Here is a 20,501-nt window from a genome sequence, read left to right on the forward strand (position 1 = left end):
TCAGGTTTGCCAATGGAATTCACGGAACTTGCCGACTATCCCCTACCTCCAGGGACCGTCACCGAGTGGACTCCCGCCGCGGTGAATCCGCCCGAGCTGTGGCCTGTCGACCAGCGTCCCGCCAGCTACATACACGAGGCACACTTGAAACATGCCCAGCAGGCGAAACGGCAGGTGCACCATCAGACCGACGTGTGCACTCCGTCGTGGCTGGGTACCTCGTTTCGCATCCACGACCGACTCGACCGAAGGATCTGGGCGGCCGCTCTCGATCACTGGATCGATCGCCACGAAGTGCTCCGAACACACGTCGCCGTGGAGGGCGAAACGATAGTCCGACGCACCGCGGCGTCTGGAGACGTCCGGATTCTGGGCACCGAGGTCGGACACCTTGCGTCCTCGATGTCTGTCTTCACGCATCTGCAGCAACTGCTCGACCGATCGACCGATCCACTTGTCTGGCCTGCGTATCAGTTCGCGACGATCGAAGGCCCCAACCACTTCACCGTGGTTTTTGCCGCTGATCATGCTCTGCTGGACGGATATTCGGTGGCGTTGACCGCGCACGAACTGCAGACGATCTACCGATCGTTGAGCGAGGGAAGCCCTCCCTCGCCGCCGGAGACCGGAAGCTACATCGACTTCGGCACCAAGGAACGAGATCTCGTGGGACACGCGGACCGCTCTCACCCGGCAGTGCAGACGTGGCGCGAGTTCTACGCGCAGGGCGAGGCTCCGTACTTTCCAGCGCTACCCGAACCGGTCACCGGACGCCGAGTCCCTCAGCAGAGCCTGTCTGCCTGGCTTCTGAGCGCCCGGGGAGCCGAACGCCTGGCAGAAGCGAGCAAGCGCAGCAACCAAGGATTCCTGGCCGCGATACTCGCGTGCGCGGCCAAGGTGACCGGCGATCTCACCGGTGCAGACGAATTCCGCGTCGTCGTGCCGCAACACACCCGTTCGGAGCTTCGATGGGCCGCGTCGCTGGGATGGTTCATCGGTGTTGTGCCGGTGAGGATTCCGATTGCCCCCGCCGCAACCGTGAGCGATCTGGCCAAGGTTGCCGGCACGGAGATACGGCGCGTCCGCCCCGCCGCGGCACTGCCGTATTCGAAAGTGTGCGAGCTGATCGACTCCCCGCAGCACCTGCCGTTCGTGCTCTCGTACATGGACGTTCGTCACGTTCCTGGTGCCGAGCAATGGACGAGCTGGCAGACCAGGGGCCTTCGTAGTCGAGATCATTCGGGAACCGACGTCTACATCTGGCTCACGCGGACTCCCGAAGGGCTCAATCTGGCCATACGCCACCCGGGCAACGCGCGCACGAGCCGCCACATCCATCAGTTCGCGGGACTCCTACGCCGCGAAATGGAGGACTTTGCCTTCTCGACCGACACTTTCGCACCTCCGACCAAAACCGCTGCACCGATCGAGGAGAACTCTCATGGAAATGACACCCATCGATCTCTGGGCACCGAAAGCCGGGACGCTCACCGAGTTCAGGCCTACTGAACAATCCCTGGCGGCGGCATCCGGGGCACCGCGGAGCGACCAACCGCTCTCGTTCCTACAGGAAGGACACATTCGTACCGCCGATCACAAGCGCGCACAAGGCGTCGACTGGTCACCGTGGATCGGATTCACGTTCACTCTGCCCGGTGATCTCGATCGGGAGGCACTGCGTCGGGCGGTCCAGGCGTTTGTCCTGCGGCACAACACACTGCACAGTTGGTTCGAGGTGAGATCATCCGAAGATCCCGACGGTAGCGGGGTCATCGACCGTCACGTGGTGGATGCGTCGACGATCGAACTCACGCCGCACAGCATCGGTTCTCTGAACACGACAGATGCGGTTCGCGAGCATGTGAGCCGAAGTTTCGCCGGCGATACCAGCCCATTGCAATGGCCCTCGTTCATCAGTGGCGTCGTCGAGCACGGCGCCGGCTTCACCGTCTACTACGGCGTCGATCACTCGCACACCGACGGCCTGTCGTTGATGCTGGGCGTCGAAGAACTTCGTGCGCTGTACATCGCCGAAAGCGCCGGCATCGAGGCTCAACTTCCCTCTCCCGGCAGCTACGTCGAGTACAGCGGCGAGGAACGGACATCCGCGGGGAACCTCGACCTGGCCGCAGCGCCTGTGCAGCAGTGGATTTCGATTCTCGCCGCCAACGCCGGCCAACTCCCGACGTTCCCCCTCGACCTCGGTGTCGCGCGGGGCGAACAGGCCCGGTCGACCCGCACACACATCGACGTTCTCGACAGCGACGAGTCAGCCGCGTTCGCAGCGCTGTGCAAGTCCAATGGCGTCGGCTTCTCCACGGGGATCTTCGCAGCCCTCGCCCTCACCGAGATCGAAGTTGCGGATCGAGCGAACTACTTCGCGCTCAACGCAGTCGGCACTCGCTCCGATCCGAGATACCTCTATTCCCAAGGCTGGTTCATCAATCTCGTCCCGGTCTCGTTCACGCTGAGCGGTGTCACGAACTTTACCGATGCACTCCCCCTTGCCCACGCTGCTCGCGCTGCGGTGAAGGGACTCGCGGACGTGTCCATTCACTCGGTGATCGCCCAGGTGTCGAAGTTGACCGGATCCGACATCGGTGGAACCTCGGTCCCGCCGATGGTGTCGTACATCGACATGCGCCTGATTCCAGGTGCCGAGCACCATGACGAACTCGAGGCGCGGGCACTGGGTGGGCCAGGAACGACGGGTGATCTGTCGATGTGGATCAACCGGAAGGAAGACCGTACGTACGTGATGGTCAGTTTTCCGGACACCGAGCAGGCACACACATCGGTGAATCGGTACCTACGACACCTTCGCAACGTCCTGAGAACGGTCGCTGATACCGGCGACTACCGTGTCGTGCGTCAGGCGGATGCACGTCAGGAAGTGGAGACCGCCTGATGCACATCACGTTTCTCGACAGGTTCGAGGCACGGCCGGGCCGCATTCTGCAGTGGACGCCGAGCGAAATCTCCACCGGAACGACGTATCCGGTTCCCCCGACCTCCAATCAGCAGCTGCATCTTGCCGGCAGCCGCGGCGATACGACTTGGCTCGCTGCCACTTTCGACGTTCCCGGCCCCATCGACACGGACGCACTCAAGGCCAGCTTCGAGGAATGGACGTCCCGTCACGACGCCCTGTCGTGCTCGTTCTCCCAGGCCGAAGAATCGGGTGAATCCTCGGCACTGTTCGTCGACGTCGCCGACGTCGGCGATCTGCGCCTGCGTGAGGAAACAGTGGCTGACGCGCGAACACCGGAGCAGGTGCGAGAACTCTTGGGCGAGCGCTTGGATCGATGGTGCAATCCTTTCGCGTTTCCCGCGTACTTTCTCGGTGCCATCACCCGCGAGGACCAGTCGACAGTGGTCTGCGGGTTCGACCATGCCATCTGCGACGGCTGGTCCATGAGCATCGCAATTACCGAGATCAGCACTCTGTATCGCGAATACACGCGAGCGGACCGTGATCCGATCGCGTCTGATCTCCTTCCGGAGCCCGGGAGTTTCCTCAACTACTGCTTCCGGGAATCGGCAACCGCGGATCCAGAGCCCGGCGACCACCGGATTGCGGGTTGGCGGTCCTTCCTCCGAGCATGCGGGGGTGACACTCCCCATTTTCCCGTAGATCTGGGACTGCCCGCCGGGGCGATGTCGCCCCAGGGCACAGACACCCGAATGCTCCTCGACGCCGACGAAGCAGAGTTGTTCGACCAGAACTGCGCCGATCATCGACACTCGTCGTTCGGTGCAATTCTTGCGTCGATCGGTTTGGCCACAACACAATTGACCGGCAAGAGGGACACGCACCTACTGTTCCCTGTTCACACGCGTCGGGAACCGCGACACAACCACACCTTCGGATGGCTGGTAGCCAATGCGCCCATCACCGTGACGAGCATGGACAATCTTCACAGCACTGCCCGGGCAGTCAATCTCGCTTTCCACGAGTCACTTTCACTGTCGTCCGTGTCGTCGAGGCAGGTTTTGCGGAGCTTGGGGCCCGAGGTTTCGCCCACTCGCAGAGACATCTTCTCGGTGTCCTACGCCGACTACCGAACCATGCCCGGTGGATCTCGCCCCCGTAAATCAAAGTCCAGCGAATCACAGCCTGCGCCGATCAATCCGCAGCAACTCAGTCGCGTCTCGAACGCCGACGACGTTCAGTTCTGGTTCTCACGAACTCACGACGGATTGGCAGTGCGGACCAGGTTTCCTGCGCCCGCTGCCCGGACAGTGCACACCTTCCTCTCGCATGTCTCCGAGATCCTGTCGACGCCGTAGACGAACGGCCGCCTATCCGTAGATCTATTTGACACTTCTTTGTTGTGCACAACTTAACTGTGCGCTACAGTTGTTCTCGTGACCAACCCACTCGCCCTCGAACGCCAGGTCTGCTTCGCCCTCTATTCGGCGTCGCGGGCCACGACGGCCGCGTACCGGGCGATGCTCGACGACCTGGGAATCACGTATCCCCAGTACCTCGTCTTGTTGACACTCTGGGAACGAGACGGCCGCGGGGTGCGTGAGATCTGTGAGGCACTCGATCTCGATACCGGAACTCTCTCGCCGCTGCTCAAGAGGCTCGAGGGTCTGGGATTCATCGAGCGCCGACGCCTCACCACCGACGAGCGTCGCGTCGAGATTCACCTGACCGAGGCGGGTTCCACCCTGCGCAGCAAGGCCGAGGACATCCCAGCCAAACTCGCAGGTGCCACTGGTCTGAGCACCGACGAACTCACCGAACTTCGAGACGTTCTCACTCGTCTCGGCGAGTCGCTCCAAGCATCCAATGCCCACTCCGACGGAAAGAAGAAGTCATGAACATCGTCTACACCGCAGAAGCACTTGCCACCGGCGAAGGCCGCAACGGTCACGCTCGCACCTCGGACGGACGCCTCGATCTCGGCCTCGCCATTCCCAAGGAAATGGGTGGCAGCGGCGAAGGCACCAACCCCGAGCAGCTCTTTGCCGCCGGATACGCAGCATGCTTCCACTCCGCTCTGCAGATGGTCGCCCGTGCCGAGAAGGCCAACGTGGCTGATTCCGCAGTCGGCGCGCGGGTCGGCATCGGCCCCAACGGTGCAGGAGGCTTCGGACTCGCTGTGACGCTGGAGGTTTCACTCCCCCATCTACCCCATGATCAGGCCGTCGAGCTGACGGAGAAGGCACACCAGGTGTGCCCGTACTCCAATGCAACTCGCGGCAACATCGAGGTCACCCTCGAAGTAAGTAAGGACGACGAATGAGCACTACCACTGTCAGCCGGGAAATCCGTCTCGCTTCACGCCCGAACGGTTGGCCCACGTCGGAGAACTTCGCCACCGCCGAAGTAGAACTCCCCGAACTCGAAGACGGCCAGATCCTGGTCCGCAACATCGCCATCTCCGTCGACCCGTACATGCGCGGCCGAATGAACGACGTGAAGTCCTACCTTCCGCCGTTCCAGGTCGGTGCGCCGCTCGACGGTGGTGCCGTCGGCGAGGTCGTCGAATCCAAGTCGGCTGATCGCGCCGTGGGCGACGTTGTCGTCCACGGCCTCGGATGGCGTGAATACGCCATCCTCGACGGATCCGCAGTGACTCCGGCCGACACGTCCATCGCGCCGGCGACGGCCTACCTGGGTGCCCTTGGCATGACTGGCCTCACCGCGTATGCCGGCCTCACCGCGGTTGCGGAGTTCAAGGAAGGCGATACCGTATTCGTCTCCGGCGCAGCAGGTGCCGTCGGATCGCTCGTCGGTCAGATCGCCAAGTTGCTCGGAGCGAAGCGAGTAATCGGTAGCGCCGGTTCACCGGCGAAGGTTGCCCGACTTCTCGAACTCGGATTCGATGCGGCATTCGACTATCACGACGGCCCGATCACCGAACTACTCGCCGCTGCCGCCCCTGACGGCATCGACGTGTACTTCGACAACGTCGGTGGCGAGCATCTCGAAGCCGCCATCGATGCCATGAACCAGGGTGGCCGGATTGCCCTGTGCGGAGCCATCGCTCAGTACAACACCACCGAGAAGCCCACAGCTCCCCACAACCTGGCACTGGTGATCGGCAAGCAGCTCACACTGCGCGGATTCCTCGTGGGCGGCTACCGTCACCTCGGTGGCGAGTTCCGCACCCACATGGCAGGGTGGCTCGCCGACAACAAGATTCAGTGGGACGAGACCATCGTCGAAGGCCTGGAGAATGCACCGCAAGCGTTCATCGACCTGATGCGCGGCGCGAACACCGGCAAGATGGTTGTCACGCTGTAACCCGAACAACATCTTGCTCGAACGGATATGAAAGTGGCCGCGAACTTCTCGAAGTTCGCGGCCACCTTCATATCTGAATCAAATCCCGAACGAGACTCCGGTCAACGTCTCCGACAGTGTCCACAAACCCGAGGCTGTCTTCGTATCGTGTGACTTCTTGTTCGACCCCACGACCTTCGGATACCCTCGCTGCTCGAACGGACCGTCCGGTCCGATGTAACTGCCGCCGAAGGCATCCGGCGCGGTTGCCGCCCACAGTTCGGGAAGGGCGCCCATCTCCGCGGACTGCGCGAAGATCGAATTGCCGATTCCCATCAGCTTGTCCTGGATCGACTCGGTGTGCCCCTGCAGGTTCGTCGACGCGTATCCCGGATGCGAAGCGAGCGCTTTGAGCGAAGATCCCGACGCCGCGAACCTGCGTTGAAGTTCGTACGTGAACAACAGATTGGCAAGCTTGGACTGCCCGTAGGCCAACCATCGGTTGTACTTCCGACGCTCGAAATTGAGATCGTCCAGATCGACAGTTCCGAGCTGATGCAGGGCACTGGACATCGTCACGACACGATCGGTGAGCTTGTCCTTCAGCAATCCGGTCAATGCGAAGTGTCCGAGATGGTTTGTGCCGATCTGCATTTCGAATCCGTCGACCGTCCGGCGGAACGGAACCGCCATCACGCCGGCGTTGTTCACCAGGACGTCGACCTTCTCCGTTGCGTCGGCGAAGGCTCGTACCGACGACAGATCCGAGAGGTCCAATTTGCGGACAACCGCGTTGGGCCCGATCTCGGCGGCTACGGCGTCGGCCTTCGTGGTGTCACGACAGGCGAGGACGACGTCGGCCCCGGCTTTGCCCAGCGCTCGTGCGACTACCTCACCCAGTCCGCTGTTCGCCCCCGTGACGACAAATGTGCGGCCGGTCTGATCGACTACGTCTTCTGCGGTCCATTTGGTCATGCTTTCCAGCGTACGTGCCTTACTCGCCGGTAGGGAGGGGTCGCTTTCCGTCATCGCCTGCGCTTGGCGCGGATGGGCTTGGCGCCCGGCAGCGGCGGTGCAGCCACTCTGGGCGACGGGGGCGCGGTCATTCCGGGAGTCGGCGACGATTCGGCTTCCTTCTGCTCCGCAGCGATGCGTCCGTACACAAAATGCTGTTGTCCCAGCGTCCAGCAGTTGTTACTCACGAAATACAGCAGGATCGCCACAGGCGCGAACGCACCGAAAGCGATCACCCCCACCGGAAACACCCACAATGCGAGCTTGTTCATGATCGCTGTTTGAGGGTTGACGGTTCCGGTGTCCACTTGGCGCGCGATGGATGCCCGCGATGTGAAATGTGTAGCGACGGCGGCAAATATCATCAGCGGTACAGCTACCAGAATGATGGAGATACGGCTGACGTCGCCGAATGCTTCCAGTTGTGCTGCCGGGCTCGAAATCATGGCGGACAACGGTGCGCCGAACAGTTTGGCGTCGAGAAAAGACTGCACATCCGAGGCACTGAAGAAGTAGTTGGCCGTGTTCGCGTTGTCCGCCACCGACATCGGTTCGGTCGGGCTCAGAAACGGGACGTGCGATGCCGCTCCGGTCCGATTGAACGATCGCAGGACGTGATAGAGACCAATGAACACCGGTGCCTGAACCAGCATCGGCAGACAGCCGAGCAACGGACTGTAATTATGTTCTTTCTGCAGCTTGGCCATCTCTACAGTGAGTTTCTGCCGGTCACCCGAATACTTCTTCTGCAACGCCTTGATCTGAGGTTGCAGCTTCTGCATCACCAGTTGAGTGCGGACCTGCTTGACGAAGGGTTTGAACAGCAGGGCTTTGAGCGTGAAGACGAGAAATACGACCGACAACGCCCACACGACGCCGTTGTCGGGTGATCCGGAGACCAGTGAGAAGACCTTGTGCCAGAACCAGAGGATTCCGGACACGGGGTAGTAGACAAAATCGAGCATGACGAATGAACCTCACCGAAAGGCACGCTCAGAGAGATGAGAGCGCGGGAATGGTCGTGGACGCAAGACGTCTGACCGACCTACGACGAGTTCACACCCGTCGACTGCCGATCTACAGACCGATTCCCGGAGCTCGAGGTTGCGGACGACCGGGCGCGTCCGGGCTGCTCTGCCTGCGGAAAGCACCACGCAGGCAGCGTTCGTCATCAGACGGGCCAGTGGCCGAAACCGCGCATAGTTGCAGAAGTTCGTACTTCGAGGAAGTTGCGAGCGCAGCGACCACGAAGACGGCAATCGCAGTTCCCAGCACCGCGGCGCTACCCGAGGAACCAAGCGGAGGCACTGCGAGAAGAGCGATGAACGGCAGCAGAAGCAGCAACAGTGACCGTGTCACCGTTCCTGTGCTCCGCTGTTGCATGACTGCGAGAGTACAGAACGTCTGCCGAATCCAGCCAGACGCTTGCCTCACGTACTTGTTCGCGCAGCCATTTGTGCGCAGGATCGTGGTCCATCCGACCGTGCCACTGTTGAGCGTTCGGCGCTCCCGCTGCGAATCGCCTGACCGGAGCCGGGGGGAGGCCGGCCGCCGTGCCCTCCTTGATTCGGATCACGAAAGTCCGTCGAAGTTCTCGCGATCGATCAACAGACCTTGCACCCACAATGCCACTCGAAACAGGTATGCACCCCGTCCAACTGACCGGTGCGAACACGTCGAGGCGCAACCAGGCTGAGTGTCGCAAGCCGAAGCCCGATCACACCCAGCTGGACACCTGCTTCGGGACGCATCGACGCAAAGGCAACACGAGAAATGTCGCACCACCGATTCACCGACCCCCGCACGAGGAAGCATGCACTCGGAAGGGCGCTTGTTGTCGGTGTTCTTTCCCTGACAACCCTTGCCGTGAGTATCGACACCGCGAACGCTCAGGCCCCCGTGCTTCGGGACTGGAACATCGCCGCAGTTTCCGTCGACACGACTCCGGCGAAGGTGTCAGCTTTCGCTTCCTCGGATACAGGCCGCGTATTGGCAGCCGCAGAGTCCAAGATCGGCACTCCGTACGTCTGGGGCGCGACCGGGCCGGACTCGTTCGACTGCTCCGGTCTCGTTCAATGGGCCTATGCACAAGCGGGCGTTTCGATTCCGCGAGCCAGCTCCGACCAGGCGGTTGGCGGCGCTCCAGTTTCCCGGGACGATCTACAGCCGGGTGACGTGGTCCTGTACTACGGCGGGGAGCATGTGGGGATCTACGCCGGAGGCGGTGAGGTCGTTCACGCCCCGACGTCCGGGGAGTCGGTCGAACGCGCACCCGTGGACTCGATGCCGTACTACCTCGCCCGACGTTACTGACATGAATCCCGCAAGCTCGATGAAACAGCGTGTATCGCGGCGATATTCGAATCGCTCGTCGCGAGCCGAACGATTGACACTCCCCCATTGCGCGGAATGTGATGTCATCCTCTCACCCGCGAGCGCGGTCTGCGCCAGGTGTCGTGGGGCGCGGTTGGACGTGACGAGGTGTTGCGGAGACGGCACTGTCGTGTCCTGGCGAACGGTTCACGGCGACCCCTCGACCGTTCTCGCCATCGTGGAATTGGACGAGGGGCCGTGGCTGTACACTTTCCTCACCGAATCCCCTCGCGCGGATGCGCCTGGACCGCTACGAGTGTCGTTTCAGGGGCGTGAAGAAGGTAAGCGCTACCCGGTGTTCTGCTTGTGCGGCGACGACCGTGGTGAACTGCTATCGGACGTCAACTCCGGCCTGCTGAACCATTGACCTCACGCGAGTCACGCTCCTGCGCGGTCGAGACGTACCACGCTGCGATCTGCGCTCTGGAACTGAATCCCAGTTTTGTCAGTACGTGTTCCACGTGTCCCTGAGCGGTGCGCAGCGAGATTACCAAGTGCTCCGCAATCGCGCGATTGGTCAACCCTTGGGCAACCAGTTCCGCAACTTGTTGCTCACGCGGAGTGAGGTGAGGCCCTTCAGCCGACGACGCAGTCGTGACACTGGAGCGCTTGTCGAGCGCATATGCGACAGCTTCACCTTCGGACATCGCAAACCCGCTGCGAAACGACTTGTCGAAAGCATCGTCACCCATGGCTTTGCGAGCAGTCTCTGCAGCAGTGTCGTGATGAGCTGACAAACCCGGCAGGCCCGCCAGCCGTCCCCCGACCTTCTGCCAATACATGGCTGCCGCGCCGAGCAGAACCGCTGCATGCTTCCAATCACGTTGCGCTGCAGCAATCCACGCCAACGGCTCGATACACCACGCCGAGTTCATCGGGGCATCGAGAATTCTCAGACTTCGAGTCAAATAGTCACTTGCGGCATCCAATTCACCTCGGAGCCAGCTCACGAGCCCGAGAGTTCCCAGCGCAAATGCCTGGAACATCATCTCGTCGGCGGGCACGGTGATCGCGAGAATCTCTTCGTTGCACTCCACAGAGCGATCAAGAGCGCCGGACAGGAAGTACGCGACTCCCAAGGTGTCCAGGCCGATCACCACATGCAGCAGATTCTTGTCGAGTCGAAACAGCGTCAACGCGGATTCCAGCTTGGCCGTAGCGGTATCGAAGTTACCTCTGAAGGTATCGACGTATCCGTCTCCCCACGTCGCCAAGCCGCGCGAGCGCACATCCGCCAAGTCGTTTGCCAGGCGCCAACTCTCGTCGACCAACTCTTCTGCCCGTTCGAGTTCCCCCTGCATCGCGTGATTCACGGCGTCGATGGCCAAGACATCCACTCGGAACGGATCCAGTTCTCGATCCTCTGCATTCAAGGCTCGATCCGTCCAATAACGCGCCTGCACAAGTAATCCACCTGCAAGCCAGAATCTGTACAACGCACCGACCATTCGCGTTGCAGATCGCGCCTCTCCGGCAGTGGAAATCGAGTACTCCAACGCATCGTTGACGTTGCGCTGTTCACGACCGAGCCTTGCGATCCAGGCAGCTTGCCGGCCACTGATCCACTCGGCTTCCGCATGAACGACCAGTGCCTCGAACCAATCACGATGGCTTCGACGCAGAGCGGAATACTCACCGGCGGACTCCAACTTTTCATGTCCGTACTCCCGGAGTAGGTCGAGGAGGTGGTACCGAACATCCCCGTCGGTTTCCTCACGAATCAGGATGGACTTCTCGACCAACGCGGTGACGAGATCGAGCACTTCGGTCGAATTCATGTCCTGCCCACACACGCCCTCAGCGGCGTCGAGGTCGAACCCACCCGAGAACACCGACAACCTCCCCCACAACTGCTGTTCGGTTGGCGAGCAGAGGTCGTAACTCCAATCGATCGACAATCGCAGCGTCTGTTGACGACTCGGAACGTCGCGTCCACCCGTTGTAAGAAGTCGGTATCGATCCGAGAGCCTGTTCATGATCTGCTCAGCAGACATACCACGCAGGCGAGCTGCCGCCAGTTCGATCGGAAGTGGGAGTCCATCCAAGTCGTGACAGATATGCGCAACGGCGCGCTTGTTCTCCTCGGTGAGGGTGAAACCAGGTACGACGGAAGCCGCACGCTCGGTGAACAACGACACCGATTCGTACTGGGCAATTCCCTCGAATTCGGGCGGCTGTTGCTGCGGTGTGGTGAGTGAGGGAACGCGCATCGTCACCTCACCGCCCAGGCCCAGCGATTCGCGGCTCGTCGCCAGGATCTTGACGCCGGCACATCGCCGTAGGATCGCGCCTACGAACACAGCGACGGCATCGACCAGATGTTCACAGTTGTCGAGCACCAACAGCAGACTCCGATCGGCGCAGTAGTCGATCAATGCCTGCAGCGGGTCCGCCGACGAGACCGACCGGACACCAAGGGTCACGGCGACATGATCTTCGAGGAGATCCGAATCTGTCTGCTCCCCCAGTTCCACCAACCAGGCACCGTCTCGAAACACCCTTTGCAACGCGCCCGCAAGTCGGATCGCGAGCCGTGTCTTGCCCACGCCACCGATCCCGGTGAGTGTCAACAAACGGGACGTCTCGAACAATCTCCTGGCGTCGGCCAACTCACGCCGACGACCGACGAAACTCGTCAGCTCCAAGGGCAGGTTGCCGACAACTCGCTGGTCGGCTTCTGAGCGCACAGCGGATGCCATCGACCGACTCGCTTTCTGCCATACCACTACACAACAACGCTACCCCCACGATCGGCCTCCCGAGCAGCACTCACGCGAGCATGTGATCGGAGCCCACTTGTTCTCCCCCGAGTGCGAGATGCACGACGGCCACACCGGTGTCACGCAGACGAAACAACGTATTCCTACTCTGGCAGACAGACGAAGGGAGAGCGACATGCCGCCGCGCCGTAGATCGGTACTGCTGACGCAACTGGTAATCGATGCTCCCGGAAGTCCCCAACAAACGATCCTCGACGAACTGCGGCGAGTGATTCTGTCGGGTTCGGCGCCTCCGGGTACCCCGATTCCTCTCGGCGACGTGGCTGATGTGTTCGGTGTCAGTCGAATACCCGTGCGGGAATCACTGAAAACACTGGTCGGAGAGTCCTTGGTCGACCATCGACATCAATTCGGCTACACCGTTGCTCAGCTGACGCCGGCAGAACTGCGAGAGATGTACATCGTCCGCGAAACTCTCGAATCAGCTGCATTGGCCGTCGCTGTCGAGCAGGCAACCGAAGAGGATCACGAACACGCCGTCGAGGTGAACTCCCGTTTGGAGATCGCATTGCGCTACGACGACTCTCAGTCCTATCACTGCGAGAGCCGAAACTTTCATCTCGCACTGACCCGACCGTCTCAGATGCTTCGACTTCTGCACATGTTCGAAGCTGCCTGGAACATCACCGAACCAGTACAGCCGATGGTCCATGTTGCCGGCGTCGATCGCCAGGTTCTGCACTCCGATCACACCGCGATGCTGGACGCATTCCTGCGTCGGGACGCATCCGCACTTCTGAGCGCTTCCGAAATCCATCATCGCCGACTCGATACCGTGATCGCGACTCTACCGACAGACACCGGTCTATTGGCCGAAAAAGATATACCGATCGCGCAATAGTCGTGCAACACAGCATCGATACCTTTCTCTCAACACAGTTTTCATCACTGACGCTGAGAGCTCGTGGCACCGTCCGCTGATTTCCTGCACTGACGCACAGGAGCTGTCATGACCGACATTCTTCCGTCCCGAACGACCACTACCCCCACTCCCCCAAAGGAAAGCGGATCGGGTGACCTTGTCGAAGCCGCGGGTCACCCTGTCGGAAGCGGCCTGATCAAGCCGGGCTACGACCCTCGTTTGACCAACGAGGACTTGGCGCCGCTTCGCAAGCAGACCTGGTCGTCGTACAACATCTTCGCCTTCTGGATGTCCGACGTACACAGCGTCGGCGGATATGTCACTGCCGGCAGTCTTTTCGCACTGGGATTGGCCAGCTGGCAAGTACTCGTCGCCCTGCTTGTCGGTATCACGATCGTCTACTTCTTCTGCAATCTCGTCGCCAAGCCCAGCCAAGTTACCGGCGTGCCGTATCCGGTGATCTGCCGCAGCGTGTTCGGCGTCCTCGGCGCGAACATCCCGGCAATCATTCGTGGCCTGATTGCCGTGGCTTGGTATGGAATTCAAACCTTCCTCGCTTCAGCAGCCCTCGATGTCGTACTGATTAAACTCTTTCCGTCACTCGCGCCCTATGCCGTCGTCGAAGACTACGGATTCGCCGGACTCTCCGCACTGGGCTGGGGAAGTTTCATGCTCCTGTGGGTACTTCAGGCCTGTGTCTTCTGGCGAGGCATGGAATCGATCCGCCGCTTCATCGACTTCTGCGGGCCGGCTGTGTATGTCGTGATGTTCATGCTGTGCGGCTACCTGATCTACAAGGCAGGCTGGAGCGCCATCGATCTCACGCTCGGCGACGTCAAGTACTCGGGTTTCGACGCCGTGCCGGTCATGCTCGGTGCGATCGCTCTGGTTGTCTCGTACTTCTCCGGACCGATGCTCAATTTCGGCGACTTCTCCCGCTACGGAAAGTCGTTCGCTGCCGTCAAGAAGGGCAACTTCCTCGGTTTGCCGTTGAACTTCCTCGTATTCTCGGTGTTGGTCGTCGTCACTGCATCGTTGACGCTGCCGGTGTACGGCGAACTGATCACCGATCCCGTTGCGACCGTTGCACGAATCGACAGCACCTTCGCCATCGTTCTCGGCGCACTCACCTTCACCATCGCCACGATCGGCATCAACATCGTGGCCAACTTCATTTCCCCGGCCTTCGACTTCTCCAACGTGAGTCCGCAGAAGATCAGCTGGCGCGCCGGCGGAATGATCGCAGCGATCGGCTCGATCCTCATCACGCCGTGGAACTTGTACAACAATCCGGACGTCATTCACTACACACTCGAAACCCTCGGAGCCTTCATCGGTCCGCTGTTCGGAATTCTGATTGCCGACTACTACCTCGTGCGCAAGCAGAAGGTCATCGTCGACGAACTGTTCAGCATGTCGCCGACCGGAACCTACTGGTACAGCAAGGGATACAACCCTGCTGCAGTGATCGCCACCGTGGTGGGAGCCGTCGTCGCGATGGTCCCGGTCCTGGGCAAGGACCTCACCGGGATGTACACCGCAGCGCAGTACAGCTGGTTCATCGGTTGTGGGCTCGGATTCACCGTCTATTACCTACTCGCCGCGCGCTCTTCCTCAGCTGTCCGGAATGCTTCCTCTCCCGACACTGTGACGGTCGACTGATCGTCATGAGAATCAAGGTGATCAACCCCAACACCACGTGGGCGATGACCGCCAAGATCGAGGAATGTGCCCGGACCGTCGCAGGCTCGGGCACATTCGTCGAGGCTGTCAGCCCTGCCATGGGTCCCGCGTCGATCGAAAGCCACTACGACGAAGCTCTCAGCGTCCCCGGAATCCTGACCGAGATCGCCGCCGGAGAAAAGAACGAAGTCGACGGCTACGTCATCGCTTGCTTCGGTGACCCAGGTCTTGATGCAGCCCGAGAGTTGGCCAAGGGCCCCGTCGTAGCTGTTGCCGAAGCGGCAATGAACTACGCAAGTTTCCTGGGTCGCGGATTCAGCATCGTGACCACTCTCGGCCGAACCCGCGGCCGCGCAGCCGATCTGGTGGACCGGTACGGCATGCAGGCTCGGTGCCGGGGTATCCACTCCTGCGAGATTCCGGTTCTGGAACTCGATCGTGATCCCGACGCGCGAAAGGTGATCTTGGAAGCCTGTTTCGACGCATTGGAGCAAGACGACTCGGACGTCCTCGTGCTGGGTTGCGCCGGCATGGCGGACCTGTGCCAGGACTTGTCCGACGAACTGGGTGTCCCGGTAGTCGACGGCGTTGCCGCTGGGGTCACGATGGTTCAGTCGTTGGTCACCCTCGGGCTGTCGACCAGTTCGCGCGGCGAGTTCGCACGCCCACTTCCCAAGAACTACACCGGTACACTGACACCGTTCTCGCTGTGAGCGTGCCTGAGCGAGAGTCGAACACCTGTCACCAGCAGCGCCAGGGTCGCGAACAATACTCCAGCCCAGACTAATTGGCGGGTTTCGAAATGCGCGAGAAACAGTCCACCGACCGCAGTGCCGAGCGTGATCCCCAGGTTGGAGAACGAGATGAAAAGGCTGTTGCCGAATTCAGGCGCGTCGACTGCGTCTCGCCCCATCCAGCTCTGCGAAACCACCAGTCCACCGGAATGCACTACACCCCAAACCAACACGGCTACAACCATCGCGCCGAAGTACGGGCCCGCCAGATAGAGCATCACGTAGACGACGATATACAGCAAGGGAAAAGCCACAACCGTGCGCACCACCCCCTTGGCGAGCAGAGCCCCGAAGACGAAGTTGCCGAAGATCATCACGACACCGAAAGCCAATAGCATCGCGCTGATCCACGATCCGCTCATGCCGGTCACCTCGCCGAGGTATTCGGCAAAGTATCCGTACACCGAGAACATGGCTGCGAAGACGAAGGTGACGGAAAGAATGGTCAACCACACGCGCGGCCGGCGAAGTGTCCCGACCTGTGCACCGTACGACAGGCGTTGTGTCACAGGAGCCGAGGGCAGAAGTACGACAATCCCGAGAAACGCGAGAACGTTGACCACGGCGCCGAACACGAATGCTGTCGACACCGAAAAGTTCTCGGCCAAATAGGACGTCAAGGGCACGCCGAACGCGAATCCGACTGTGACGCCTGCAAATACCTTGGTCACCGCGGCGGTCGCCTGTTCAGGCGATACCAGACGAACCGCACTTGCAAGCGCGACAGCGAAGAAGACCGGATGAACCACGGCGGGGATGATCCGAAATGCAAACATCACCTCGAAACTCGATGTGGTCGCATACACCACATTGGAGACCGCAAAGACTGCAATCGCTACCAACAGAACGGTTCTCCTGTTGATTCCCGAGGTGATCAGCGTTGTGAACGGACCGGTCACCGCCACGACGAGTGCAAACACACCGACCAACCATCCGGCAGTCGACGCGGTGATACCGAACTTTTCGCTGATCTGAGGCAGAACCCCGATAATGCCCATCTCCGTAGTGATGATTCCGAATACACCCAACGCCAGAACCGGTATCAACAATTTCGACTTCACGACACACTCCTCACTACTACGTCACACAAGACAGTTACATATCTAGATATGTAGATATATTTGGTTGAACAAACCGGCCGACGAGGGCAATTCAGCCGCTACAGCTTTTCGCGAACGAATTCCCTGAACTCGCCGATCACGGATTCGTTTCGTCGGTAATACGTCCACTTCCCGATGCGCTCGGACTCGAGCAGACCCACGTCTTTCATGCCCTGCAGGTACCCCGAGATCACCGACTGGGCAAGTCCCGATCGCCCCTGGATGTCACCGACACAGACTCCGATGTGAAACCCGAGATCCTGCTGCGTATACGAGTCCTCGTCGAAATACTTCGCCGGGTGCGCGAGCCACTCCATGATCTGCAGGCGAGTCGGGTTGGACAGCGCCTTGAAGATCGCCAAAGCATCCATGGACCACACCCTTCTGCACGACAACCGGAACGCATCTACTTTTATGGATATGTTTGGCGAAGTCAAGCCCGATCCGGACCGAAAGCCGTCTGCATCACATCGACGCATTCGAAGTGAGCTGCGACACTTACGTTTCGACGACCTGCGGAAATCTCAGCGCCGACTTTCTATCTGTGACGACTTGTTTATAGTTATCGCCAACAACGAATTGCCGGAAGTTTCCGGTTCACCTCAGAACGTCCGTGGGTGAACACAATTCGCTCAACACCAGCCGTACCCGGCTTGTCATTCGGGAGTCGAACCATGAACACACCGCATCAGTTCAGGGTCGTCACCTCATGGTGATGTCGAAGCTCGCCAAATGGCAGCTGGTCGCCCTCGTCGTGGTTGCACTCCTGGGCTTGATCTATGTCGGAGCGAAATACGTACGGCTGGACAATCTTCTGGGATTCGGCCAATACACGGTCAAAACCGAACTGGCGACGTCCGGTGGCATCTTCACCAACGCCGAAGTGACCTATCGCGGTGTACCCGTCGGACGCGTCGGTGACATGTCGCTCACGTCCGACGGAATCGAAGTCGACCTGTTGATCGACAGCAGTGCTCCGCAGATTCCCGCATCCGCGCGGGCCGTGGTGGCCAATCGCTCAGCCATCGGCGAGCAGTACGTCGACCTTCAGCCCGATACCGACCAGGGCCCGTTCCTCGAAGACGGCTCGGTGATCGCCGTGGGCGACACAACCACGCCGATCCCGATCGAGAATGTCTTGACCAGCGCCAACGGTCTGGTGCACTCCGTTCCGGTCGACGCACTCCACACCGTCGCGAAAGAACTCGGCGCGGCATTCAACGGCAAGGGCGAAGATCTGCAGGTACTTGCCGACTCGCTGTCGGGGATCTCCCAGTCGGGCCTCGACACCCTTCCCCAGACCCTCGGACTGATCCGCGACAGCCAGACGGTGCTCACGACCCAGTCCGATCAATCGTCGGCGATCAAGCAGTTCAGCACCGACCTCGACGCACTGACGGCGCAATTGCGCACCAGCGACCCCGACATCCGACGCGTGATCGACAACGGCATACCAGCCAGCGAACAAGTCGGCTCTCTCGTCACCGAAGCCGGCCCCGCGCTCACGACCAACCTCTCCAACCTCTCCGCCGTTGCAGCGGCAGCCGCACCGACACTGCCCTCGCTGCAGCCCTTCCTGCTCTTCCTGCCTGCGCTCGCCGGGGCGGCGCCCACCGTTGCACCGGGAGACGGCACAGTACATCTGGGCTTGGTACTCGAGACCAACAACCCGCTCTCGTGCACCGTCGGTTACGAAGGGACCATGGCGATCCTCGACGAGATGAAGCGCAAGGACCCGAACTTCGACGACACGACGCAGAACTTCCCGTTGAACACTGCCGCCAACTGCCAGGCACCTCAGGGCAGCGAAACGGGGGTTCGTAGCGCCAACCGCATCGCGTTCGCCGACCCGAACACCTCGCAACCGTGGGACGGCAAGCCCAAGGTGGACCCGGACAAGCTCAACCTGAACCCGATTGCCACTCAACTCGCACCGATGCTCGGCGCCACCCCGAAGTAGCCGTAAACAACTGGCACCGTCGACCCTCCGCGACGATGATGATGTGATGTCGGAAGGAACGCCTGAAGGCGAGTCACAGAGCATGTCACGAGGTTTCGACGAACTTGTCGCCGAAGCGGAATCCGCCTCCGTCGACGGGTGGGATTTCTCGTGGCTCGACGGACGCGCCACGGAGCAGCGTCCGTCGTGGGGGTACCAGAGGCTGATGGGTGAACGTCTCGGCCGCGCCGGCGCCGCATTGGACATCCAGACCGGCGGCGGCGAAGTCCTCGCCGCTGCACCGTCACTCCCGCCGGTGATGGCAGCAACCGAATCCTGGCCACCGAACATCGCCAAGGCCACCGCCCTTCTGCGTCCCCGAGGTGTGGTGGTGGTCGCCGATCCGGACGAGCCGCCGCTACCGTTCGCCGATTCGGCTTTCGACCTGGTGACCAGCCGACACCCAGCGACGGTGTGGTGGACCGAAATCGCGCGGGTACTCGAACCGGGAGGAACGTACTTCGCTCAACATGTGGGTCACGCCAGCGTGTTCGAACTGGTCGAGTACTTTCTCGGTCCTCAGCCGCAGGCTCGTCGCGGACGGCACCACGAGGACGAAACTGCCGACGCGATTGAGGCCGGGCTCACCGTCGTCGACCTTCGTTTCGAGCGTCTGCGCATGGAATTCTTCGACATCGGCGCCGTTGTCTACTTCTTACGCAAGGTGATCTGGATGGTTCCGGGATTCACCGTCGCGCAGTATCGGGACCGGCTCCGCGAACTCGATCAGCAGATCCGTCGCGACGGATCTTTTGTCGCGCACTCGAGTCGATTCCTGATCGAGGCACGCAAGAGCTGAGCGCACCGCGACGGGCCGCACATCCCGAACGTGATCGATGCTGCTAGTCGGACTCGTCGGCGTCGCTCCGCGAGCCGATCGCAGCGGCAAGATAGTCGCCGAGTTCACGCTGAAGGTTCGCGTCGAGTGCCCGGGCCAGTGCCGAATGTACCGACGCCACACCGAGTTCACGCATCGTCTGGAGCATCTCGGCTGTTCCGGCAACCTCGTCGCCCTCCGGGAGCCAACCGACCCCGTGCTGATCGACGATGCGATCCTTCGCCGCCTGAATCAGGTCTTTGGCGATCCCGTCCACAGCGTTGTGAAGCTTTTCGTGCACATCGACCAGTTGATCGAGAGTGAAACCGTAGTCGAGGAGACTCGAAAATCCGCTGAGCAAAGCAGGATCGGTGAAAACGCAGTTCTCTCCTTCGATCTGTACCAGTCCGAGATCTACGAGACGATCCAGTTGACCATCTGCATCTCCCCCGAGAAACTCGCGTACGACGGCCATCTCGATACTCACGGTGTCGCTGCGGGACCATGGTTCGGTGACCGCGTGCTGCAGACCCAGCACCTCTGTCAGGTCTTTCCCGCTTTCCCACCCGGTGATGAAGTCGTCGATATGCGCAGTGGTGAAACCTCGTTGAAGAAGCGTGTCGATCAGCTTGAGGCGTTCGAGGTGCGCGTCGCCGTAGATGCCTACCCGCCCACGCTTCTCCGGCGGAGGAAGCAATCCACGTTCCTGATATGCCCGTACATTCCGCGAGGTGGTGCCCGCAGCGCGCGCTAGATCGTCGATGCGGTACTCGGTCACCGCCTCGTCTCCTCTGCCGCGTCGGTCGTCACGATTCCAACTTAGTGGCAACACCAGGCCGAT

General features: G+C 60.8%; 20 protein-coding genes. 13 read left to right on the forward strand and 7 right to left on the reverse strand.

Features of this window, described 5'->3' with window-relative positions; genetic code table 11:
• Positions 1-12 precede the first annotated feature (12 nt).
• The 6 genes from ACVZUB_RS23540 to ACVZUB_RS23565 all read left to right on the forward strand — a co-directional run bounded on the left by ACVZUB_RS23540 (position 13) and on the right by ACVZUB_RS23565 (position 6,259).
• Positions 13-1,509: a condensation domain-containing protein gene (locus ACVZUB_RS23540; protein ID WP_064073509.1), complete on the forward strand. Its 1,497-nt coding sequence runs from the start codon at positions 13-15 to the stop codon at positions 1,507-1,509.
• Positions 1,442-2,908 carry a condensation domain-containing protein gene (locus ACVZUB_RS23545; RefSeq protein ID WP_042922229.1) on the forward strand — a complete coding sequence of 489 codons (1,467 nt, stop codon included), beginning with the start codon at positions 1,442-1,444 and terminating at the stop codon, positions 2,906-2,908. The genes ACVZUB_RS23540 and ACVZUB_RS23545 overlap by 68 nt, the downstream gene beginning before the upstream one ends.
• A complete protein-coding gene (locus tag ACVZUB_RS23550) occupies positions 2,908-4,290 on the forward strand; it encodes a condensation domain-containing protein (protein WP_003940563.1) in 1,383 nt (460 codons plus the stop codon). Before ACVZUB_RS23545 ends, ACVZUB_RS23550 begins: the two co-directional genes overlap by 1 nt.
• Before the next feature lie 78 nt (positions 4,291-4,368).
• Positions 4,369-4,830, forward strand: a complete 462-nt coding sequence (locus ACVZUB_RS23555) for a MarR family winged helix-turn-helix transcriptional regulator (protein ID WP_042451335.1) — start codon at positions 4,369-4,371, stop codon at positions 4,828-4,830.
• Positions 4,827-5,255 carry an organic hydroperoxide resistance protein gene (locus tag ACVZUB_RS23560; protein ID WP_003939720.1) on the forward strand — a complete coding sequence of 143 codons (429 nt, stop codon included), beginning with the start codon at positions 4,827-4,829 and terminating at the stop codon, positions 5,253-5,255. Before ACVZUB_RS23555 ends, ACVZUB_RS23560 begins: the two co-directional genes overlap by 4 nt.
• Entirely contained in the window at positions 5,252-6,259 is a 1,008-nt protein-coding gene (locus ACVZUB_RS23565) for an NADP-dependent oxidoreductase (protein WP_019745038.1), read from the forward strand. The genes ACVZUB_RS23560 and ACVZUB_RS23565 overlap by 4 nt, the downstream gene beginning before the upstream one ends.
• A gap of 78 nt (positions 6,260-6,337) precedes the next feature.
• Here the strand turns inward: ACVZUB_RS23565 and ACVZUB_RS23570 are convergent, their stop codons facing one another.
• The 3 genes from ACVZUB_RS23570 to ACVZUB_RS23580 form a co-directional block, all read right to left on the reverse strand.
• Positions 6,338-7,213: an oxidoreductase gene (locus ACVZUB_RS23570; RefSeq protein WP_042922232.1), complete on the reverse strand. Its 876-nt coding sequence runs from the start codon at positions 7,211-7,213 to the stop codon at positions 6,338-6,340.
• Positions 7,214-7,263: 50 nt separating this feature from the next.
• Positions 7,264-8,217, reverse strand: coding sequence for a membrane protein insertase YidC (yidC, locus tag ACVZUB_RS23575; protein ID WP_003939695.1), 954 nt, complete (start codon positions 8,215-8,217; stop codon positions 7,264-7,266).
• Positions 8,218-8,329: 112 nt separating this feature from the next.
• On the reverse strand, positions 8,330-8,611 hold the full coding sequence (locus tag ACVZUB_RS23580) for a DUF6412 domain-containing protein (protein WP_003939922.1): 282 nt from the start codon (positions 8,609-8,611) through the stop codon (positions 8,330-8,332).
• Positions 8,612-9,025: 414 nt separating this feature from the next.
• On the opposite strand from ACVZUB_RS23580, the gene ACVZUB_RS23585 reads away from it, so the two are divergent.
• Positions 9,026-9,565, forward strand: coding sequence for a C40 family peptidase (locus ACVZUB_RS23585; RefSeq protein WP_482627822.1), 540 nt, complete (start codon positions 9,026-9,028; stop codon positions 9,563-9,565).
• A gap of 190 nt (positions 9,566-9,755) precedes the next feature.
• Entirely contained in the window at positions 9,756-9,992 is a 237-nt protein-coding gene (locus tag ACVZUB_RS23590) for a PhlB family protein (protein WP_058226163.1), read from the forward strand.
• Here the strand turns inward: ACVZUB_RS23590 and ACVZUB_RS23595 are convergent.
• Positions 9,967-12,324: an ATP-binding protein gene (locus ACVZUB_RS23595; protein WP_058226164.1), complete on the reverse strand. Its 2,358-nt coding sequence runs from the start codon at positions 12,322-12,324 to the stop codon at positions 9,967-9,969. The two genes, ACVZUB_RS23590 and ACVZUB_RS23595, sit on opposite strands and share 26 nt — an antisense overlap.
• A 196-nt stretch (positions 12,325-12,520) precedes the next feature.
• Here ACVZUB_RS23595 and ACVZUB_RS23600 point away from each other — a divergent pair, with 196 nt between their 5' ends.
• The 3 genes from ACVZUB_RS23600 (at position 12,521) to ACVZUB_RS23610 (ending at position 15,663) form a co-directional block, all read left to right on the forward strand.
• Positions 12,521-13,246: a GntR family transcriptional regulator gene (locus ACVZUB_RS23600; RefSeq protein WP_007733938.1), complete on the forward strand. Its 726-nt coding sequence runs from the start codon at positions 12,521-12,523 to the stop codon at positions 13,244-13,246.
• A 108-nt stretch (positions 13,247-13,354) separates the two neighbouring features.
• The gene (locus ACVZUB_RS23605; protein ID WP_007733936.1) at positions 13,355-14,929 is read left to right on the forward strand and encodes an NCS1 family nucleobase:cation symporter-1; all 1,575 of its coding nucleotides are present in this window, start codon (positions 13,355-13,357) and stop codon (positions 14,927-14,929) included.
• A gap of 5 nt (positions 14,930-14,934) precedes the next feature.
• Entirely contained in the window at positions 14,935-15,663 is a 729-nt protein-coding gene (locus ACVZUB_RS23610) for an aspartate/glutamate racemase family protein (protein WP_007733934.1), read from the forward strand.
• On the opposite strand, the gene ACVZUB_RS23615 is transcribed toward ACVZUB_RS23610, so the two are convergent.
• Together ACVZUB_RS23615 and ACVZUB_RS23620 are read right to left on the reverse strand one after the other, a co-directional pair.
• Entirely contained in the window at positions 15,630-16,805 is a 1,176-nt protein-coding gene (locus tag ACVZUB_RS23615) for an MFS transporter (protein ID WP_482627823.1), read from the reverse strand. The two genes, ACVZUB_RS23610 and ACVZUB_RS23615, sit on opposite strands and share 34 nt — an antisense overlap.
• A gap of 98 nt (positions 16,806-16,903) precedes the next feature.
• A complete protein-coding gene (locus ACVZUB_RS23620) occupies positions 16,904-17,215 on the reverse strand; it encodes an ArsR/SmtB family transcription factor (protein ID WP_007733929.1) in 312 nt (103 codons plus the stop codon).
• Between the two features lie 338 nt (positions 17,216-17,553).
• On the opposite strand from ACVZUB_RS23620, the gene ACVZUB_RS23625 reads away from it, so the two are divergent.
• Both ACVZUB_RS23625 and ACVZUB_RS23630 read left to right on the forward strand, forming a co-directional pair.
• Positions 17,554-18,804 carry an MCE family protein gene (locus ACVZUB_RS23625; RefSeq protein ID WP_202425829.1) on the forward strand — a complete coding sequence of 417 codons (1,251 nt, stop codon included), beginning with the start codon at positions 17,554-17,556 and terminating at the stop codon, positions 18,802-18,804.
• Positions 18,805-18,886: 82 nt separating this feature from the next.
• The gene (locus ACVZUB_RS23630; RefSeq protein ID WP_030535277.1) at positions 18,887-19,642 is read left to right on the forward strand and encodes a class I SAM-dependent methyltransferase; all 756 of its coding nucleotides are present in this window, start codon (positions 18,887-18,889) and stop codon (positions 19,640-19,642) included.
• A 43-nt stretch (positions 19,643-19,685) separates the two neighbouring features.
• Here ACVZUB_RS23630 and ACVZUB_RS23635 read toward each other — a convergent pair whose 3' ends face one another.
• A complete protein-coding gene (locus ACVZUB_RS23635) occupies positions 19,686-20,438 on the reverse strand; it encodes a MerR family transcriptional regulator (RefSeq protein WP_030535276.1) in 753 nt (250 codons plus the stop codon).
• Positions 20,439-20,501 lie beyond the last annotated feature (63 nt).

The organism is Rhodococcus sp. OS5, from assembly GCF_056837585.1.